12 protein-coding genes are annotated in these 16655 nt (G+C 59.8%); 7 read left to right on the forward strand and 5 right to left on the reverse strand.

Features of this window, described 5'->3' with window-relative positions; genetic code table 11:
• Positions 1-15: 15 nt before the first annotated feature.
• On the forward strand, positions 16-933 hold the full coding sequence (gene metR, locus BT116_RS16275; protein WP_072345549.1) for a transcriptional regulator MetR: 918 nt from the start codon (positions 16-18) through the stop codon (positions 931-933).
• Positions 934-1108: 175 nt separating this feature from the next.
• Here metR and BT116_RS16280 read toward each other — a convergent pair whose 3' ends face one another.
• From BT116_RS16280 to BT116_RS16295, 4 genes are all read right to left on the reverse strand, one after another.
• Positions 1109-1606: a GNAT family N-acetyltransferase gene (locus BT116_RS16280; protein ID WP_072345551.1), complete on the reverse strand. Its 498-nt coding sequence runs from the start codon at positions 1604-1606 to the stop codon at positions 1109-1111.
• The gene (locus BT116_RS16285) at positions 1603-2241 is read right to left on the reverse strand and encodes a LysE family translocator (RefSeq protein WP_072345553.1); all 639 of its coding nucleotides are present in this window, start codon (positions 2239-2241) and stop codon (positions 1603-1605) included. The genes BT116_RS16280 and BT116_RS16285 overlap by 4 nt, the downstream gene beginning before the upstream one ends.
• A gap of 24 nt (positions 2242-2265) precedes the next feature.
• Complete coding sequence (locus BT116_RS16290; protein ID WP_072345555.1) at positions 2266-2682, reverse strand: NUDIX hydrolase; 417 nt, start codon at positions 2680-2682, stop codon at positions 2266-2268.
• 343 nt (positions 2683-3025) lie between these two features.
• Entirely contained in the window at positions 3026-4393 is a 1368-nt protein-coding gene (locus tag BT116_RS16295) for a response regulator c-di-GMP phosphodiesterase, NosR family (RefSeq protein ID WP_072345557.1), read from the reverse strand.
• Between the two features lie 228 nt (positions 4394-4621).
• Between BT116_RS16295 and BT116_RS16300 the strand changes: the two genes are divergently transcribed.
• The 6 genes from BT116_RS16300 to BT116_RS16325 all read left to right on the forward strand — a co-directional run bounded on the left by BT116_RS16300 (position 4622) and on the right by BT116_RS16325 (position 14930).
• Positions 4622-6913, forward strand: a complete 2292-nt coding sequence (locus tag BT116_RS16300; RefSeq protein ID WP_072345559.1) for a GGDEF/EAL domain-containing response regulator — start codon at positions 4622-4624, stop codon at positions 6911-6913.
• Entirely contained in the window at positions 6910-8784 is a 1875-nt protein-coding gene (locus BT116_RS16305; protein ID WP_072345561.1) for a putative bifunctional diguanylate cyclase/phosphodiesterase, read from the forward strand. Before BT116_RS16300 ends, BT116_RS16305 begins: the two co-directional genes overlap by 4 nt.
• Before the next feature lie 42 nt (positions 8785-8826).
• Positions 8827-9786, forward strand: coding sequence for a cytochrome-c peroxidase (locus BT116_RS16310; RefSeq protein WP_072345563.1), 960 nt, complete (start codon positions 8827-8829; stop codon positions 9784-9786).
• Complete coding sequence (locus BT116_RS16315) at positions 9783-11585, forward strand: DAHL domain-containing protein (RefSeq protein ID WP_072345565.1); 1803 nt, start codon at positions 9783-9785, stop codon at positions 11583-11585. Before BT116_RS16310 ends, BT116_RS16315 begins: the two co-directional genes overlap by 4 nt.
• Entirely contained in the window at positions 11582-12988 is a 1407-nt protein-coding gene (locus BT116_RS16320; protein WP_072345567.1) for an ATP-binding protein, read from the forward strand. The genes BT116_RS16315 and BT116_RS16320 overlap by 4 nt, the downstream gene beginning before the upstream one ends.
• 322 nt (positions 12989-13310) lie before the next feature.
• Positions 13311-14930 (forward strand): FMN-binding glutamate synthase family protein, encoded by a 1620-nt coding sequence (locus BT116_RS16325; RefSeq protein ID WP_072345569.1) that lies wholly within the window; start codon positions 13311-13313, stop codon positions 14928-14930.
• Here BT116_RS16325 and BT116_RS16330 read toward each other — a convergent pair whose 3' ends face one another.
• Complete coding sequence (locus BT116_RS16330; protein ID WP_072345571.1) at positions 14931-16442, reverse strand: glucosyltransferase domain-containing protein; 1512 nt, start codon at positions 16440-16442, stop codon at positions 14931-14933. It lies immediately after the preceding gene.
• Between the last annotated feature and the right edge of the window lie 213 nt (positions 16443-16655).

The raw sequence follows: 16655 nt of genomic DNA on the forward strand, positions 1-16655 counted from the left end.
CATGGAGCAACTCCGGTGCTTGAACTCCGTCACCTCAAGACCCTGCACGCCCTGCGCGAAGCCGACAGCCTGGTCGAAGCCGCCGAACGCCTGCACCTGACCCAGTCCGCCCTCTCCCACCAGTTCAAGGAACTGGAAGAGCGCCTGGGCATGCCGTTGTTCGTGCGCAAGACCAAGCCGGTACGGTTCACCAGCGCCGGCCTGCGCCTGTTGCAACTGGCCGATGCCGCCCTGCCCTTGCTGCGTGGCGCCGAACGGGACATCGCCCGCCTGGCTGGCGGCACCGCCGGACGGCTGCACATGGCCATCGAGTGCCATAGCTGCTTCCAGTGGTTGATGCCGACCATCGACCAATTCCGCGATGCCTGGCCGGAAGTCGAGCTGGACCTGGCCTCGGGCTTCGCTTTCGCGCCGTTGCCAGCCCTGGCCCGGGGCGACCTCGACCTGGTGGTGACCTCCGACCCGCTGGAGCTGGCCGGCATCACCTACGTGCCATTGTTCACCTACGAAGCGATGCTCGCCGTGGCCAACCAGCATCGACTGGCGGGCAAGCCCTACATCGTGCCCGAGGACCTGGTCAGCGAAACCCTGATCACCTACCCGGTGGAGCGCGACCGGCTGGACATTTTCACCCGCTTCCTGGAACCGGCCGACATCGAGCCGGCCCAGGTGCGCACCTCTGAACTGACGGTGATGATGATGCAACTGGTGGCCAGCGGTCGCGGCGTCTGCGGCATGCCGCACTGGGCCCTGCATGAATACAGCTCACGGGGTTACGTGAAGGCCAAGCGGCTGGGGGAGAAAGGCTTGTTTGCCACGCTCTATGCGGCGGTGCGCACCGACATGCTCGACGCGCCGTACATGCGCGACTTTTTGCTGACGGCCAAGGACACGTCGTTTTCCACGTTGGACGGGGTCAGTGCCGTTCGGTGAAGCGCATTCTTTTTGTGGCGAGGGGATTTATCCCCGTTGGGCTGCGAAGCGGCCCTAAAGCAGCGAACTCAATCTTCCTGACACCCCGAGTTGCCTGGTTTGGGGGCTGCTTCGCAGCCCAGCGGGGATAAATCCCCTCGCCACGAATAAAGCTCAGCAGTCATGGCCGGTTGTTTTACAGCTCGAGCCACATATGGATTTTGTCGAGGTACTCATCGTCCACGCAGATCGCCATCGGCTCAAGGCCATACAGGACGAAGCCACAACGCTGATAGAGCTTGACCGCCGGGCCGTTGCCGGCGGTGACGGTCAGTTGCACCAGGCGCAGGAAGGGATGACGCCGGGCTTCGGCGAGGGCGGCTTGGACCAGTTGGTAGCCGAGCCCACGATGGCGATGTTCATCGGCGACGTACATGCCGAACAGCAGCGCCTTGTGCCGGGCTTTTTCCCGGGGCTCCAGGGCCAGGCCGACAATGCCGACCAGCTCTTGCTCGACAAACGCCCCCAGCAGTACATCGAGCCGGCTGCCCAGGCGTGACTCCCACCAGTTGATAGGCAGCTTGGCCCGCTCGGTGACGCTGGAGGTGAAGGCCTGGGGATGCAGTGCGTATGCCTGGAGCATCAATTGGCGATACGCCTGGGCATCGCCGGCCCTCAACCGTCGGATGCTCACGCCGAACGCCGTTGCTCAAACATCAGGCGCAACGCCAGCGCACCGAGGACAAACCCCATGAAGTAGCGCTGCGCCGCCAGCCAGGTCGGGTTGTGGACGAACCATGAGGCAATGCCGGCAGCGAACAGGGCAATCAGCAGGTTGACGCTGAAACTGACGCTGATCTGGGTCAGGCCCAGGATAATGCTCTGGGTGAACAGCGAACCGTGTTCCGGGCTTATGAACTGCGGGAACACCGACAGGTAGAACACCGCGATCTTGGGGTTCAGGGCGCTGGTGAAAAAACCCATGGTGATCAACTTGCGCGTCGAGTCCGCTGGCAACTGCTGGGCCTCGAAGGGCGAACGCGCGCCCGGCTTGACCGCCTGCCAGGCCAGCCACAACAGGTACAGCGCACCGGCCCATTTCAATACTTCATAGGCCACGGGCACCGCCAGGAACACCGCCGTCAATCCGGCGGCCGCGGCAAACATGTGCACGAAGAACCCCGCCACCACCCCCAGCAGGGAGGTGACGCCGGCCTTGCGGCCCTGGCAGATCGAACGGGAGATCAGGTAGATCATGTTCGGGCCGGGCGTCAGTACCATCAGCAACGCGGCGGCGGCGAAAATCAACAGGTCCGGCAGTGGAATCATGAGCATCAGTCCTTGAGGCGTGAATCAGCAGGTGGCTAGAAGTGTCGCTCGATAAAACGGCAGGATCACCTCGCCTGTCAACGGCGCCAGCAAAAGATTGCTGGCGCCGGCCGGGTCGATCCAGCACACCTCTTCAATTTCGGCGGCCGGCGAAACCGGGGCGTCGATGCTCAGCAAAAATACCTCGGCCTGCACGACAAACCCCGGCTCGTTGGCCGCCGGAGCGCTAAACACGCCCAGGTAACGGGCCTGTGCCGGGGCGATCTGCAACCCAAGCTCCTCTTCCAGCTCCCGGGCCAGCGCCTGCACCGGTTGTTCATGGGCCTCGATCTTGCCACCCGGCTGCATGAATGCCCGGGTGCCGCGCTTGCGCACCAACAGGGTTCGCCCGTCCGGCCCGAGCAACAGGGCGGCGGCGATGCGGATGAGGGAAGTGGTCATGATGAGTCAAAGCCTTGGGCAGAAAAATGCCTGGGAGATTACAGACCACAGTGGCAGGGAGCAAAGCCTGGCCCCAGTTTCAGTCCCCACGCATCCCCTTGTGGGAGCGCAATGCTGTTCACTTAAGGCAGTAGATGAATCTGTGGCGAGGGGATTTATCCCCGCTGGTCTGCGAAGCAGCCCCAAAAAAGCTTCTGACATGACTTTTGCCTGACACACCAAGTGTTCAGGTTTGGGGGCTGCTTCGCAGCCCAGCGGGGATAAATCCCCTCGCCACAATGATTCAACCATCCTTAAGTGAACAGCAGTGCCTTGTGGGACCGATGGCGTCGTCCGATCCGCGTCACCCCAAAATCGGCTTCGGTGCCGAAGGGTCGGCCTGTTCTTCGGGGATCTTGACGAACACGCTGTACCGCGCGCCCTCCATCGCTTCGAAGGCAATGAGTTTTTCGATCAACGGCCCGCTCAGGATTTTGCCGGCGTTGAGCAGCAACATGCCGTTGTCGGCATTGAGGTTGCGCGCCAGGATCGTCCCCGCGGTCAACTCGCGCGTGGTGCAGACTTGTACCGTCGGGTCCGACAGGGTCACGTCTTCCAAGTACTCGCCGCAGGCCTTGATGAAATCCTCGACCATGTCCGGGTCGTACAGCTTGCCGGCGTACTTGCGGATGTAGACCAGTGCTTCGTCGCTGTTCATCTGCCGCTCCAGGATCAACCCGCGCTGCAGCTCGATGAAGTCCACCGCCAGTTTCAACAGCCGCGAACCGAACGGAATGGCCTCGCCCCTGAGGTGCTCGGGGAAGCCGCTACCGTCCCAACGCTCCTGGTGATGGCGAATGATCCGTGCCGCATCCTTCATCGGGTCCAGGGTCATCAGCAGCGATTCGCTCTGCTTCGGATAGGCCCGATAGAGCTCGAGTTCGTTGTGGTGCAGCATGTCGGCGGGCGTGACCATCATGTTGTCGGTCCAGCTCAGCTTGCCGATGTTGTAGAGCGCCGCGGCCATGGTCAGGTCGCGGTCGGTGGACTCATCGAGGAAATGCAGCCGGCTATAGACCCTGATCAATTCGATGATCTGCCGGTTGGTCTGCTTGGCCTTAGGCAGGCGCAGGTTGGCGATCAGCGAAAACACTTCGGTGCTGGTCACATAACTGCGCTTGAGCTCCTCGTAGGCCAAATCGAGCATGTCGGCGGTCTGCTGCAGCTCGGAGGTGCGCGACGCCACGCGTTTTTCCAGGGTGGCGTTAAGGGTCTTGAGTTGCTGGTTCTGCTCGCGGTTCAGCGCTTCGAGGCGCTGGCGCTCGCTTTCGGAATGCTGGTGAGCCAGGGCCTGGCGCAAGGCCTGCACCAGTTCCTCATCGTTCCAGGGCTTGCTGAGGTAGCGATAGAGCTGCCCCTCGTTGATGGCCTTGGTCATCATGTCCACATCGGCATAACCGGTGAGCAGGATGCGCAAGGTCGATGGGTACCGCTTGCGGATCTCGGCCAGCAGCGTGGCGCCATCCATGTTCGGCATACGCGCATCGGTCATCACCAGGTCGACCGGCCGCTCCTTGAGAATTTCCAGGGCCCTGGCACCACTGTCGGCCAGCAGGATCTCGTACGGCTGGCTGCGCAATAGCCGACGCAGGCTATTGAGGATCGACTCTTCGTCATCGACCAACAGCACCGTTGGCTTCCTTACCGGAACATCCGGCGATTGATCTTCCATTTGAAACCCCCCTCCTATTCACGACAACCGTTCTACCTTACCCCCGAAATACAGGCTAGTAGATTGCGAACATTTAGACACATTTGCCATCACTGACCGAGCGTATCCCGATGAGACGACTATGCTGTATCCCATGAAGGGCCAAGTACAGGCCGAATACTCATGCCAGCGAAAGGGATATCAGATGTTTCCAGGGTTCTATAGTCAGCATCAAAACGGTGCACGGCCATGAGCCTGCCGTTGGATAAAACTAATCGGCGAATCCTGATCGTCGACGACACGCCGACTATCCATGAGGATTTCCGCAAGATCCTCAGCCCCGAGGCGGGCACCCAAGACAGCCTGAGCAGCGCCGAAGAGGCCTTGTTCGGCTCGCCCGTGGCGGTTTCTGGTACGAGTTTCGTGCTCGATTCGGCATTCCAGGGCATGGAGGCCCTGAACAAGGTCGAAACGGCGCTGGCCCAGGGGCAACCTTTCGCCATGGCGTTCATCGACATGCGCATGCCGCCGGGCTGGGACGGCCTGGAAACCATCGAGCGGCTGTGGCGCGCCGACCCCAAGCTGCAAGTGGCCCTGTGCACCGCTTACTCGGACTATTCCTGGGAAGACATTGCCGATCGCCTTGAACTGGGCGACCGCCTGCTCATCCTGAAAAAACCCTTCGACGCCATCGAGATCCGCCAGATGGCCAGTACCCTGACCGTCAAATGGCAAATGACCGAAGACGCGGCGCTGAAAATGGACATGCTCGAGCGCGCAGTCGAGGAACGCACCCGCGAACTGGCCGACGCCAATATCATCGTGCAGAACAGCCCGACCATTCTCTATCGCCTGCGGGGCGAGCCGCCGTTCGCATTGATGTACATCTCCCACAACATCACCAAGTTCGGCCATTCCGCAGCGCAACTGACCAACTCGCCGGACTGGGCGCAAACCCTGATCCACCCCGACGACCAGGAGAAGGTCCATGAGGCCATGGTCCGCGTTCTGGACCGCGACACCGCGGGGGCGTCCATCGAGTTCCGCATGCGCACCGGCGACGACACGTACCGCTGGGTAGAGAACCGCTACATCCCGGTGCGCAACGAGCAAGGCCTGTTGCTGGAAATAGAAGGCATCATCCTCGACATTACCGAGCGCAAGCTGGCCGAAGAGAAAATCGCCCTGCTGGCCCGCACCGACGGCCTGACCGGGCTGGCCAACCGCGCCACCATGATAGAGCGCCTGCACCAGGCCTTCGCCGCCGCTCGTCGGGGTGCGGCGCCGTTTGCGATGTTCTACCTGGACCTGGACCACTTCAAACGGATCAACGACACCCTGGGTCACCCCATCGGCGACCTGCTGTTGCAGGAAGTCGCCGCACGGATCAAGGCCTGCACCCGGGAAAACGACGTGGTGGCGCGCCTGGGCGGCGACGAGTTCGCCCTCCTGCAACTGGACGTCCATGAAGCGACCCATTGCGCCGCGCTGGCGGGCAAGATCCGCGATGCGCTGGTGGCACCGTACTCCCTGGACGGCAACGACGTGCGGATCTCGGTGAGCATCGGCATCGCCCTGTACACCCCGCAGAGCCTGAGTGCCGACAGCCTGATGGCGCAATCCGACATGGCCCTGTACCGCTCCAAGGAAAAGGGCCGCAACCAGTACCATTTCCATAACGAGGAGATTAACCAGGAAGTCACCGACCGGGTCGCCCTGGCCAACGATCTGCGCCAAGCCATCGAAAACCAGGAACTGCACCTGCACTACCTGCCGGAAGTCGACCTCGGCACCGGCAAGATCCTCGGCATGGGCGTGCAAGTGCGCTGGAACCACCCCCAACGTGGCTGGCTGGAGCCGGCGGTCTTCATGCCCGCCGCCGAGAAAACCGGGATCATCATTGGCCTGGGGCATTGGGTGCTGGACCAGGCTTGCCAACAAATGCGCCAGTGGCGCGACCAGGGCATGGCGCCCCCGGTGATCGCCATCGACCTGTCCCTGACCCAGCTCAAGACCGGCCCGGAACTGATCTATGACGTGCTGCGCACCACTGCACGCTGGGAACTGGCGCCCTGGGACCTGCGCTTCGACGTCACCGAAGCCACCCTGGCCCAGACCAAGTGGACCCACAACGACGTGCTGCCGCGCCTCTGCGAGTTGGGCGTGCAGATCGCCATCGATGACTTCGGCACCGAGTACTCTTCGTTCGATTACCTCAAGACCTACCGGGTCAATCACCTCAAGCTCGCCCAGCGCTTCCTCGACAGCGCCAACGCCGATCCCGAGAATGCCACGACGTTGCGGGCGATCATCAACTTCGCCCGGGACGTGGGCATCGGGATCATTGCCGAGGGCGTCGAAACCCAGGAGCAACGCGCCACGCTGATGTCCAGCGGCGGCGCGATGCAGGCCCAGGGGCATTACTTCAGCACCGTGGTCGACAGCGGCCAGGCCGCCGAACTGCTCAAGGCCGGCACCATCGTTCCGGCGACAAACCACTGGACCCGACCAGCGAGCGAGCTATCGGAGAGCAATCCATGAACCCGATGTCGGTACCTGCCAACCGGCGAATCCTGGTGGTGGACGACACACCGGCGATCCACCAGGACTTTCGCAAGATCCTCAGCCCCAGCGCCGGCAGCGATGACTCACTGGACGACACCGAGAGCCTGCTGTTCGGTACCCCACAGGTCAGCCGGCTGCAATTCCAGATCGACTCGGCCTACCAGGGCGAAGAGGCGCTGGAACTGGTCAAGCGCGCCCAGGCCGAAGGCCAGCCCTATGCGCTGGTGTTCGCTGACATGCGCATGCCACCGGGCTGGGACGGCCTGCAAACCATCGAGCGGCTGTGGGAAGCCGATCCGCGCCTGCAAATCGCCCTGTGCACGGCGTTCTCGGATTACTCCTGGGAAACCATGTCCGAACGGATCGAGTTCGACGATCAGTTGCTGATCCTCAAGAAACCCTTCGACACCCTGGAAATCCGCCAGATGGCCAGCGCCATGACCTGGAAATGGCAGCTGGCCCAGGATGCGGCGAGGAAAATGCGCAGCCTGGAGCGCACGATCGAAGAACGCGTCCAGGAATTGCTCAAGGTATCCCACCTGCTGCAATACGACGTGCTCACCGAGTTGCCCAACAGCATGTTGCTGGGCGATCGCCTGACCCAGGCCATGGCCCAGTGTCGCCGGCACGATCGGCAGCTGGCGGTGATGTTCATCGGCCTGGACCGCTTCAAGCGCATCAATAACGCCCTGGGCCATCCCGTGGGCGATGAAATGCTCAAGCGAGTGGCCCGGGCACTGGCGACCGTGGTGCGTGAATCCGATTCGGTGTTTCGCTACGGTTCCGATGAGTTCGTGGTGGTGCTGGGAGACATCGTCGACCCGCAGCAGACCAAAGGTGTGGCCGACAAACTGCTGGCGGCCATCAGTTCCCCGCAACCCATCGACGGCCATGACCTGACCGTCACCGCGAGCCTGGGCATCAGCGTGTACCCCTCCGACGGTTTCGACGCCGTGGCGCTGATCAAGAAAGCCGAGACAGCGATGCGCAACGTCAAGGAAACCGGCCCCAACGACTACCGGTTTTTCACCGAAGACATGAACCGCCGGGCACGGCAGCAACAGACCATCGAATCCGGCCTGCGCCTGGGCCTGCAACGCAAGGAATTCGTGCTGCATTACCAACCCAAGCTCGACCTCAAGGGCGGCAAGGTGGTCGGTGTCGAGGCGCTGGTGCGCTGGAACAGGCCGGAACATGGCCTGGTCTACCCGGGGGACTTCATTCCGGTGGCCGAGGACAGTGGCTTGATCGTTCCGCTGAGCCAATGGGTACTCCAGGAAGCCTGCCAGCAGGCCTGCCGTTGGCAAGCCCAGGGCATGCGACCGCTGTGCCTGTCGGTGAACATCTCAGCCATCGATTTTCGCCAGCGCGGCTTCGTCGAAGGCATCGCCCGTACCCTCAAGGAAACCGGCCTGGACCCGACACAGTTGGAACTGGAGATCACCGAAAGTGTACTGATGCAGAACGTCGATACCACGGTAGCCATCCTCAAGGCCATCAAGCAGCTAGGCATTCGCCTGGCCATCGACGACTTCGGCACCGGCTATTCGAGCCTGAGCTACCTGCAGAAATTTCCGGTGGATGTGTTGAAGATCGACCAGTCGTTCGTCGGTGACCTGAGCATCGACAGCAACGACGCCAAGCTGGTGAGCACCATCATCAGCCTGGGCAAGAGCCTGAACCTGCACATCATTGCCGAAGGTGTGGAAACCCGCGAACAGTTGGAGTTTCTCAAGAAGCACCAATGCGAGGAGGTCCAGGGTTATTACTTCAGCAGGGCCGTCGAACCACAGGCCTTCGCCGACTGGATGACCGAGTGGGAAAAACGCCAGAACCCGTTTTCGTGAACACCTGAGTGTTATCAACCAAAGTTTCAAGGAAAGCATCCCATGGCGTTACATGGACTGATTCTGGCTCTCGGCCTGCTCGTGGGATCAAGCGTGACCGCTCACGCCGAGCCACTGGACGAGCCCCTCAAACCCTTGCCACCGGCTCCGGCCCTGGACCCCAAGCGCGTCCAACTGGGGCTGCGGCTGTTCAATGACCCGCGGCTGTCGGTCAACAACACCCTGTCCTGCGCCAGTTGCCATCGCCTGGACAAGGGCGGTGCCGACGACAAGCCGTTCTCCCTGGGCTTCGACGGCAAGCCGGTGGAGGTCAACACGCCGACCGTGTTCAATGCCGGCCTGAACTTCCACCAGTTCTGGGATGGTCGCGTCGACACGTTGGAAGAACAGGTCCACACAGTCGTGACCAGCCCGGTGGAAATGGGCAGCACCTGGGAATCGGTCGTCAAGCGCATCGCCGATGACCCCGGCTATGCCAAGGACTTCAAGGACGCGTATCCCGACGGCGTGACCAAGCCCAATATCCAGGGCGCACTGGCGGATTACGAGCGCACCTTGCAGACACCCAATTCGCGCTTCGACCAATACCTGCTGGGCAATACCGACATCCTCACGCCCCGGGAAAAGTTCGGTTACCAGCGCTTCAAGGAATACGGCTGCATCGCCTGCCACCAAGGCGTGAACATCGGCGGCAACATGTTCCAGAAGTTCGGGGTCATGGGCGACTACATCAAGGATCGGGGCAACCCTACCCGAGCCGACGAAGGACGCTTCAACATCACTGGCGATGAAGCCGACCGCCAGGTCTTCAAGGTGCCGAGCCTGCGCAATGTGGCCGTCACCGCCCCGTATTTCCATGACGCGTCGGCACCGACCCTGGAACGCGCGGTGGAGATCATGTTCAAGTACCAACTGGGGCGTGAGCCCCTCAAGAACGATACGACCCTGATCGTCGAGTTCCTCAAGACGCTGACCGGTGAATCGGAGGGCAAGCCCCTATGACCACTCTCCGTCGCCTCGGCCTTGCGTTCATCGGCCTGTTGCTGGCATCGGTCCTGCTGTTCATGTACATCAATTCAGGGGCCCAGCAGGCCGCCTCGTACATTGAGTCCCGGGACCTGATTCGCCTGCTCAAGCAGCAAGACGCCATCTGGGACAACGAAGTGCTCAAGTCGCGGATCGCCCTGACCCAAAACTACGATCCCCTGGTCACGCCCCTGCATGAAATGGCGCGCCTGTGGCAGCGTCTCGACGCCATCGAATCTGAGCCCGGACGCCACAAGCCGTCACTCTGGGAAGCCCAGCGCGACGAGTACCTCAAGGCGGTCAAGGAAAAAACCCGGTTGGTGGAACAGTTCAAATCCCACAACGCGGTGCTGCGCAACTCCATGGCCTTCCTGCCCGCCGCCGAGGACGACATCCAGGCCCAGTTCGCCCGGCTGGCCGACGCGCAGCGACTGCAACTGCAAAACGTCGCCATCGACACCTACGACCTGTTGCTCAGCAGCATGGAGTTCGCCCAGTTGAGCACCAGCGAGGTAGCCGCCGAAGTGCTGCTGGGCCTGAACCGGCTGGACATCAACAAGGAGCGCATGCCCCAGGGTCTTCAAGGCCCCGTTGACATCCTGAGCAGGCACATCGCGCTGATCCTGCGCGAGCAACCGCGGGTCAATGAGCTGTTAGCGGCCATCGAAGCGGTCCCCGTGTCCGGACACCTGGACACCATTACCGACCTGTTGGAGAAAGACCAGAGCAAAGCCGCGGCCAGGTACGAACGTAACCACGTCTACCTGCTGGTGTTCGCCACGTTCCTGGTCTTGATACTGATCTGGCTGGCGATCCGGCTGGTACGCAGCTTCGCCGAGATCAAAAGGGTCAACAACGCTCTGCAAGGCGCCAACGATGAACTGGAGCAGCGGGTTGAAGAACGGACCCGCCAGCTCAAGGACACCCAGAGCGAATTGATGGACACCGCCCGCCAGGCCGGCATGGCGGAAATCGCCACCAACGTGTTGCACAACGTCGGCAACGTCCTCAACAGCGTGAACATCTCCGCCGACCTGGTCAGCCGCAAACTGCGCAGTAGCAAGGCCCAGGGGCTGGGCAAGGCGATGCAATTGATCAACGAACACGCCGATGACCTCGGGCACTTTCTCACCGAGGACGCCAAAGGCAAGCTGCTGCCCGGTTACCTCAACCAACTGGTCGAGGCCATCGCGCTCGAGCAACAGGGCCTGACTGACGAACTGGCCCAGTTGAGCAAGAGTGTGGACCACATCAAGGACATCGTCTCCACCCAGCAATCCTATGCCGGGGCCAACAGCCTGCTGGAACCCTTGGTGGTCAGCGAACTGCTCGAAGATGCCTTGCGCATGAATTCGGGCGCCCTGACCCGTCACCATGTTACGGTGATCAAGGAATACGGCGATGTGCCGCGGATCATGGGTGACAAACACCGCTTGCTGTTGATCCTGATCAACCTGATCAGCAATGCCAAATACGCCATGGCGGGGGTTTCCAATCATGCGCGAAACATGACCCTGAAGGCTGCCGTCGTCGATGGCCAGACCCTGCAAATCAGCGTCAAGGACGAAGGCGAAGGTATCCCGGAGGAAAACATGACGCGCATCTTCGCCCACGGTTTTACCACGCGTAAGGAAGGCCACGGCTTTGGCCTGCACAGTTGCGCATTGGCGGCCATTGAAATGGAAGGCCGCCTCACCGCCCACAGTGAGGGGCCAGGCAGGGGGGCGACGTTCCAACTGCAACTGCCCCTGAAACTTGCAGAAGGTGAGCCATGAATAGCATGAGTAACCGCCGCATCCTGTTGATCGACGATACACCCGCCATTCATGAAGATTTCCGCAAGATCCTCACCCCGGAGGATGACAGCAACGCTGACTTGCTGGACATGGAAAGCGCGCTGTTCGGCGAAGCACCAAAACCTGCTGCCACCGTGTTCGAACTCGACTCGGCCTATGGCGGGATGGAAGGCCTGAACAAGTTGCTGGAGGCATCGGCAAAAGGGCGTCCTTATGCCCTGGCCTTTGTCGACATGCGCATGCCCGAAGGCTGGGATGGCGCCAAGACCATCGAAGAACTCTGGAAGCGCGACCCGCAGTTGCAAGTGGTGGTCTGCACCGCCTATTCGGATTATTCCTGGGATGAACTGCTCGACCGTCTGAACGGCCACGACCGTTTGCTGATCCTGAAAAAGCCGTTCGACAACATCGAAGTCCAGCAGATGGCCAACACCCTGACCACCAAATGGGAAATGACCTCCCGTGCGCAACTGAAAATGAACAAGCTCGAAGACCTGGTGGAACAACGCACCCAGGCGTTCAAACAGGCCAGCGAGCTGCTGCAAATGGAAATCGACGAACGCAAGATGCTGGAAACCCAACTGGTGCAATCGGAAAAGCTCGCCTCGCTGGGACAATTGGCGGCTGGGGTGGCCCACGAAATCAACAACCCGATCGGTTTCATTTCTTCCAACCTGGGTGCATTGGACGGCTACTTCGGCAAACTCCAGGAAATGCTCAGCGCCTACGGCAGCGCCGAGGGGGCCATCGCCTCGCCGGAACTGGTGGTGCAATTGCGCAAGCTGCGCGAACAGGTGGAGCTGGACTTTCTCGTCGAGGACATTCCCCTGCTGATCAAGGAATCCAAGGATGGCATTGGCCGGGTCGGGCAGATCGTCAAGGACCTGAAGGACTTCTCTCGCGTCGATTCCAGCCAGGAATGGCAGATGGCCAATTTGCAGCACGGCATGGATTCGACGTTGAACATCGTCGCCAATGAAATCAAATACAAGGCCGACGTGGTCAAGGAGTACACGCCGTTGCCGGAAGTGGAATGCCTGCCTTCGCAGATCAACCAGGTGATCATGAACCTGATCGTCAACGCTGCCCAAGCCATCGGCCCCGAGCGCGGCACCATCACCCTGCGCAACGGCGTTGGTGAAGAAACCGTATGGATCGAAGTCGCCGACAACGGCTCGGGCATCCCCCCCGATACCCTGCAGAAAATCTTCGACCCGTTCTTCACCACCAAACCCATCGGCCAGGGCACAGGGCTCGGGCTGTCGTTGTCCTACGGCATCGTGAAAAAACACAACGGCGAAATCACGGTACGCAGCGAAGTCGGCGTCGGCACCACCTTCCGCGTGGAATTACCGTTGCGGCAGATGAAGCAGGCGGGCTGACAGGCGCGGTGCAACCACGTTCTTGTGGAAGGGAATTCATCAATGGCAGGGAAGTTTACCTGTGGCAGGGAGTTTCCTGTGGCAGGGAGTTTCCTGTGGCGAGGGGATTTATCCCCGCTGGGCTGCGAAGCGGCCCCCTAACCAGGCAACTCGGTGCGCCAGGTAGATTGAGTTCGTTGCTTTAGGGGGCTGCTCCGCAGCCCAGCGGGGATAAATCCCCTCGCCACAGATCCCCTCACCACAGATAAGTGCCCTTCCCCACAGACCTCGTATTCCTGAGTACCATATCCCCCCATCAACCGCTCAACCCCAAGGAAACCGCATGAGCCTGTCGCTGCTGAGCCGTTACGCCTTCTTCGCCGGCTGTGTGATCTTCACCCTCGCCAGCCTGCCGTTCCTGCAACACGACTGGCTCTGGCCGATGGCACTGGTGACGGGGCTGTTAAGCCTGCTGGGGCTGTTCGACCTGCTGCAAAGCCGCCACGCCGTGCGGCGCAACTATCCGATCCTGGGCAACATCCGCTACCTGGTCGAAGGCATCCGCCCGGAGATCCGCCAGTACCTGCTCGAATCCGACAGCGATGCCCTACCCTTCTCCCGGGCCCAACGTTCGCTGGTGTACTCCCGGGCCAAGAACGAAAGCGCCGACAAACCCTTCGGCACCCTGATCGACGTTTACCAGACCGGCTTCGAATTCATCGGCCATTCCATGCGCCCGGCACCGTTGAGCGATCCCAACGGTTTTCGCGTGACGGTCGGCGGCCCGCAATGCACCCAGCCGTATTCAGCCTCGGTGTTCAACATCTCGGCGATGAGCTTCGGCTCCCTGAGCGCCAACGCGATCCGGGCGTTGAACCAAGGCGCCAAGTTGGGCAACTTCGCCCACGACACCGGTGAAGGCAGCATCAGCCCCTACCATCGCGAACACGGCGGCGACCTGACCTGGGAACTGGGCAGCGGTTATTTCGGCTGCCGCACCAGCGACGGGCGCTTCGACCCGGAGCGCTTCGCCGCCCAGGCGCAGAACCCGCAGGTGCGGATGATTGAAATCAAGATGAGCCAGGGCGCCAAACCCGGCCACGGCGGGATCCTGCCCAAGCACAAGGTCACCCGGGAAATCGCCGAGACCCGGGGCATCCTCATGGGCGAGGATTGTGTTTCTCCGTCACGCCACAGCGCGTTTTCCACGCCGATCGAACTGATGCAGTTCGTCCAGCAACTGCGCGAACTGTCCGGCGGCAAACCGGTGGGCTTCAAATTCTGCCTGGGCCACCCCTGGGAATTCATGGGCATCGCCAAGGCCATGCTGGAAACCGGAATCCTCCCCGATTTCATCGTGGTGGACGGCAAGGAAGGCGGCACGGGCGCGGCGCCAGTGGAATTCACCGACCACATCGGCGTGCCGCTGCGCGAGGGCCTGCTGTTCGTGCACAACACCCTGGTGGGCCTGAACCTGCGGGACAAGATCAAGCTCGGCGCCAGCGGCAAGATCGTCAGCGCCTTCGACATCGCCAGCGTCCTGGCCATCGGCGCCGACTGGGCCAACGCCGCGCGGGGCTTCATGTTCGCCATCGGCTGCATCCAGTCCCAAAGCTGCCACACCAACAAATGCCCCACCGGCGTCGCCACCCAGGACACCCTGCGCCAGCGCGCCCTGGTCGTCCCGGATAAAGCCCAACGGGTCTACAACTTCCACCGCAACACCCTCAAGGCCCTGGCCGAAATGCTCGCTGCCGCCGGGCTTGACCATCCTTCGCAACTGCAGCCCAAGCATTTGGTACGGCGGATGTCAGCGACTGAGATCAAGCTGTTTTCGCAGTTGCATGTGTTTTTGAAGCCGGGGGAATTGCTGACGGGTGAGGTGAATGGGGCGTTTTATTCGCGGATGTGGCAGATGGCGCGGGCGGATAGTTTTGAGCCGGAGAAAATAGTGGCGGCGTAACTATCGCCACCATCCCCTAATGTACCCTTCGGAACCTGTTAAATCTTTCATGACAATAAAATCACCTGACTCAGTGACATAAAATGAATAGAACTTCCTGTCTACCACCCGCCTGTAAGTCTTGCCCTCAGCCGTCGCCGCATCAAAAGCGGCGCGCCCCTCTGAAACCACATTATTAATACCGTACTGAGGTAAAGTATTTGGGCGGAGCACCATACTGGAGCTGCTCAAAAGGTAGCGCAACGCCGGCATATAATTTATGGCACCCTGCGCTTTGGGCAACCACTTCCCATTAATAGGGGGCTCAATATAATAAAGCACAGGGGAATTGAGAAATTCTTTTGTTGCAATAATGTCATAAGCTATAAACATTGCCATGGCCGTCTCAAGCTCTTTTTTTGCGATAAGAACTTGCCCATAGCCGTAACTAAACGAATACATCGCCAAAATTGGTATCACCAAAAGCATTCGCAACCCAGCACGCCCCAAAACTTCACGACTCATCAGCAGCAAAAAAAACAATACTACAGAAAACCCCAGATAGTTCCGCGCTTCCAAATTAGGATCCAGCACGAATAACATCGGACCGGGGACACAAACTATCAGCACAGGCGGTACGCATAGACAGGCCCCTAAAACTAAAATTTTTTCGCCCCTACCACCGGCCAGTGCTAAAACATTCTTAATGACTAGGACATATCCCACGCCGGCTACGATCACCATTAAAATAGAAAAAAATCCATTTCCGGCGTTGATCAACTCGAACACTTTTTCCATAGAGAACTTAAACTTTCTAACGACCTCTCCAAGCCAGTGCGAATCGAACTCTGCCAACGAACCGCGCCTATCGCTCATCAGTTTGAAAGCGGTAAAATAATAACCCCCCCCCCCCCAAAAAAGCTGTAAACCACGCAACCCAATTTCTCTCAACACTTCCTGCGCCGGCTTTCCATTTCTAACATTCCACAAACACTCCATACAGCACAACCCAATAAAAACTGTAATCACCAATTGATAAATACTTAGCAGCACCGCTATTAAAATAGCCGACACGCACCCTCGCAGGTAACTATTGCGAACATGACAGGTTATAGAAAAAATAGCAGCCACAACTGCTAACATCATACCCGGCCCATCATATTGAAAACTAATGTTACCTAAAAAAAAAGGATTACAAAGCAGTGGGAGCACCACGAGACACGCTGTCCACTCGGGGCGAGGAAAATACCATAACGTCAGCCTAGTCATCGCACATGCAAATGCAAAAGTAGCAATTAACAATGGAAGCGGGAAAATATTAATGGTTGCATTGTTAAACGCCATAAGCTTCGTAACCACTTCAGCCAGCACTCTGCCGTGAATTCTCCACCAGTCATCGATCGCCAATATTTCCCGCCAACTATCGTCTACATAGGCGTAATCGGCATGAACAATAGGGTATACGTACACAAAAGAAGCTACCGTAAAAAACAATAGCACCTCTTTTTTGCTAAGTACCTTCGTTATTCGCATAAGTTACTCGTGCAATCGCCAACAGTGCAGATAGATCTTTCATCTTGGTGCCTTGCCATTCCCTGTTGGCAAGCTTCCAAGCTAGACTGCGGTCCGATGCGGGTCTACTGTCAGAACTTACAGGTCAGCTACAGTCTTCGACGGACGGTCAATCACAGCTCAATGAAAAAGCCCCAGTCACTGACCGGGGCTTTCTTTTATATCGCGGTTAAT

Source organism: Pseudomonas sp. NFACC16-2 (assembly GCF_900119205.1).
GTDB lineage: Bacteria > Pseudomonadota > Gammaproteobacteria > Pseudomonadales > Pseudomonadaceae > Aquipseudomonas > Aquipseudomonas fluorescens_Q.

Bases quoted from the DNA above. Each gene is read 5' to 3' on its own strand.
- BT116_RS16285 (WP_072345553.1), bottom strand. From the start codon at position 2,241: ATGATTCCACTGCCGGACCTGTTGATTTTCGCCGCCGCCGCGTTGCTG.
- BT116_RS16290 (WP_072345555.1), bottom strand. From the start codon at position 2,682: ATGACCACTTCCCTCATCCGCATCGCCGCCGCCCTGTTGCTCGGGCCG.
- BT116_RS16295 (WP_072345557.1), bottom strand. From the start codon at position 4,393: ATGGAAGATCAATCGCCGGATGTTCCGGTAAGGAAGCCAACGGTGCTG.
- BT116_RS16300 (WP_072345559.1), top strand. From the start codon at position 4,622: ATGAGCCTGCCGTTGGATAAAACTAATCGGCGAATCCTGATCGTCGAC.
- BT116_RS16305 (WP_072345561.1), top strand. From the start codon at position 6,910: ATGAACCCGATGTCGGTACCTGCCAACCGGCGAATCCTGGTGGTGGAC.
- BT116_RS16310 (WP_072345563.1), top strand. From the start codon at position 8,827: ATGGCGTTACATGGACTGATTCTGGCTCTCGGCCTGCTCGTGGGATCA.
- BT116_RS16315 (WP_072345565.1), top strand. From the start codon at position 9,783: ATGACCACTCTCCGTCGCCTCGGCCTTGCGTTCATCGGCCTGTTGCTG.
- BT116_RS16320 (WP_072345567.1), top strand. From the start codon at position 11,582: ATGAATAGCATGAGTAACCGCCGCATCCTGTTGATCGACGATACACCC.
- BT116_RS16325 (WP_072345569.1), top strand. From the start codon at position 13,311: ATGAGCCTGTCGCTGCTGAGCCGTTACGCCTTCTTCGCCGGCTGTGTG.
- BT116_RS16330 (WP_072345571.1), bottom strand. From the start codon at position 16,442: ATGCGAATAACGAAGGTACTTAGCAAAAAAGAGGTGCTATTGTTTTTT.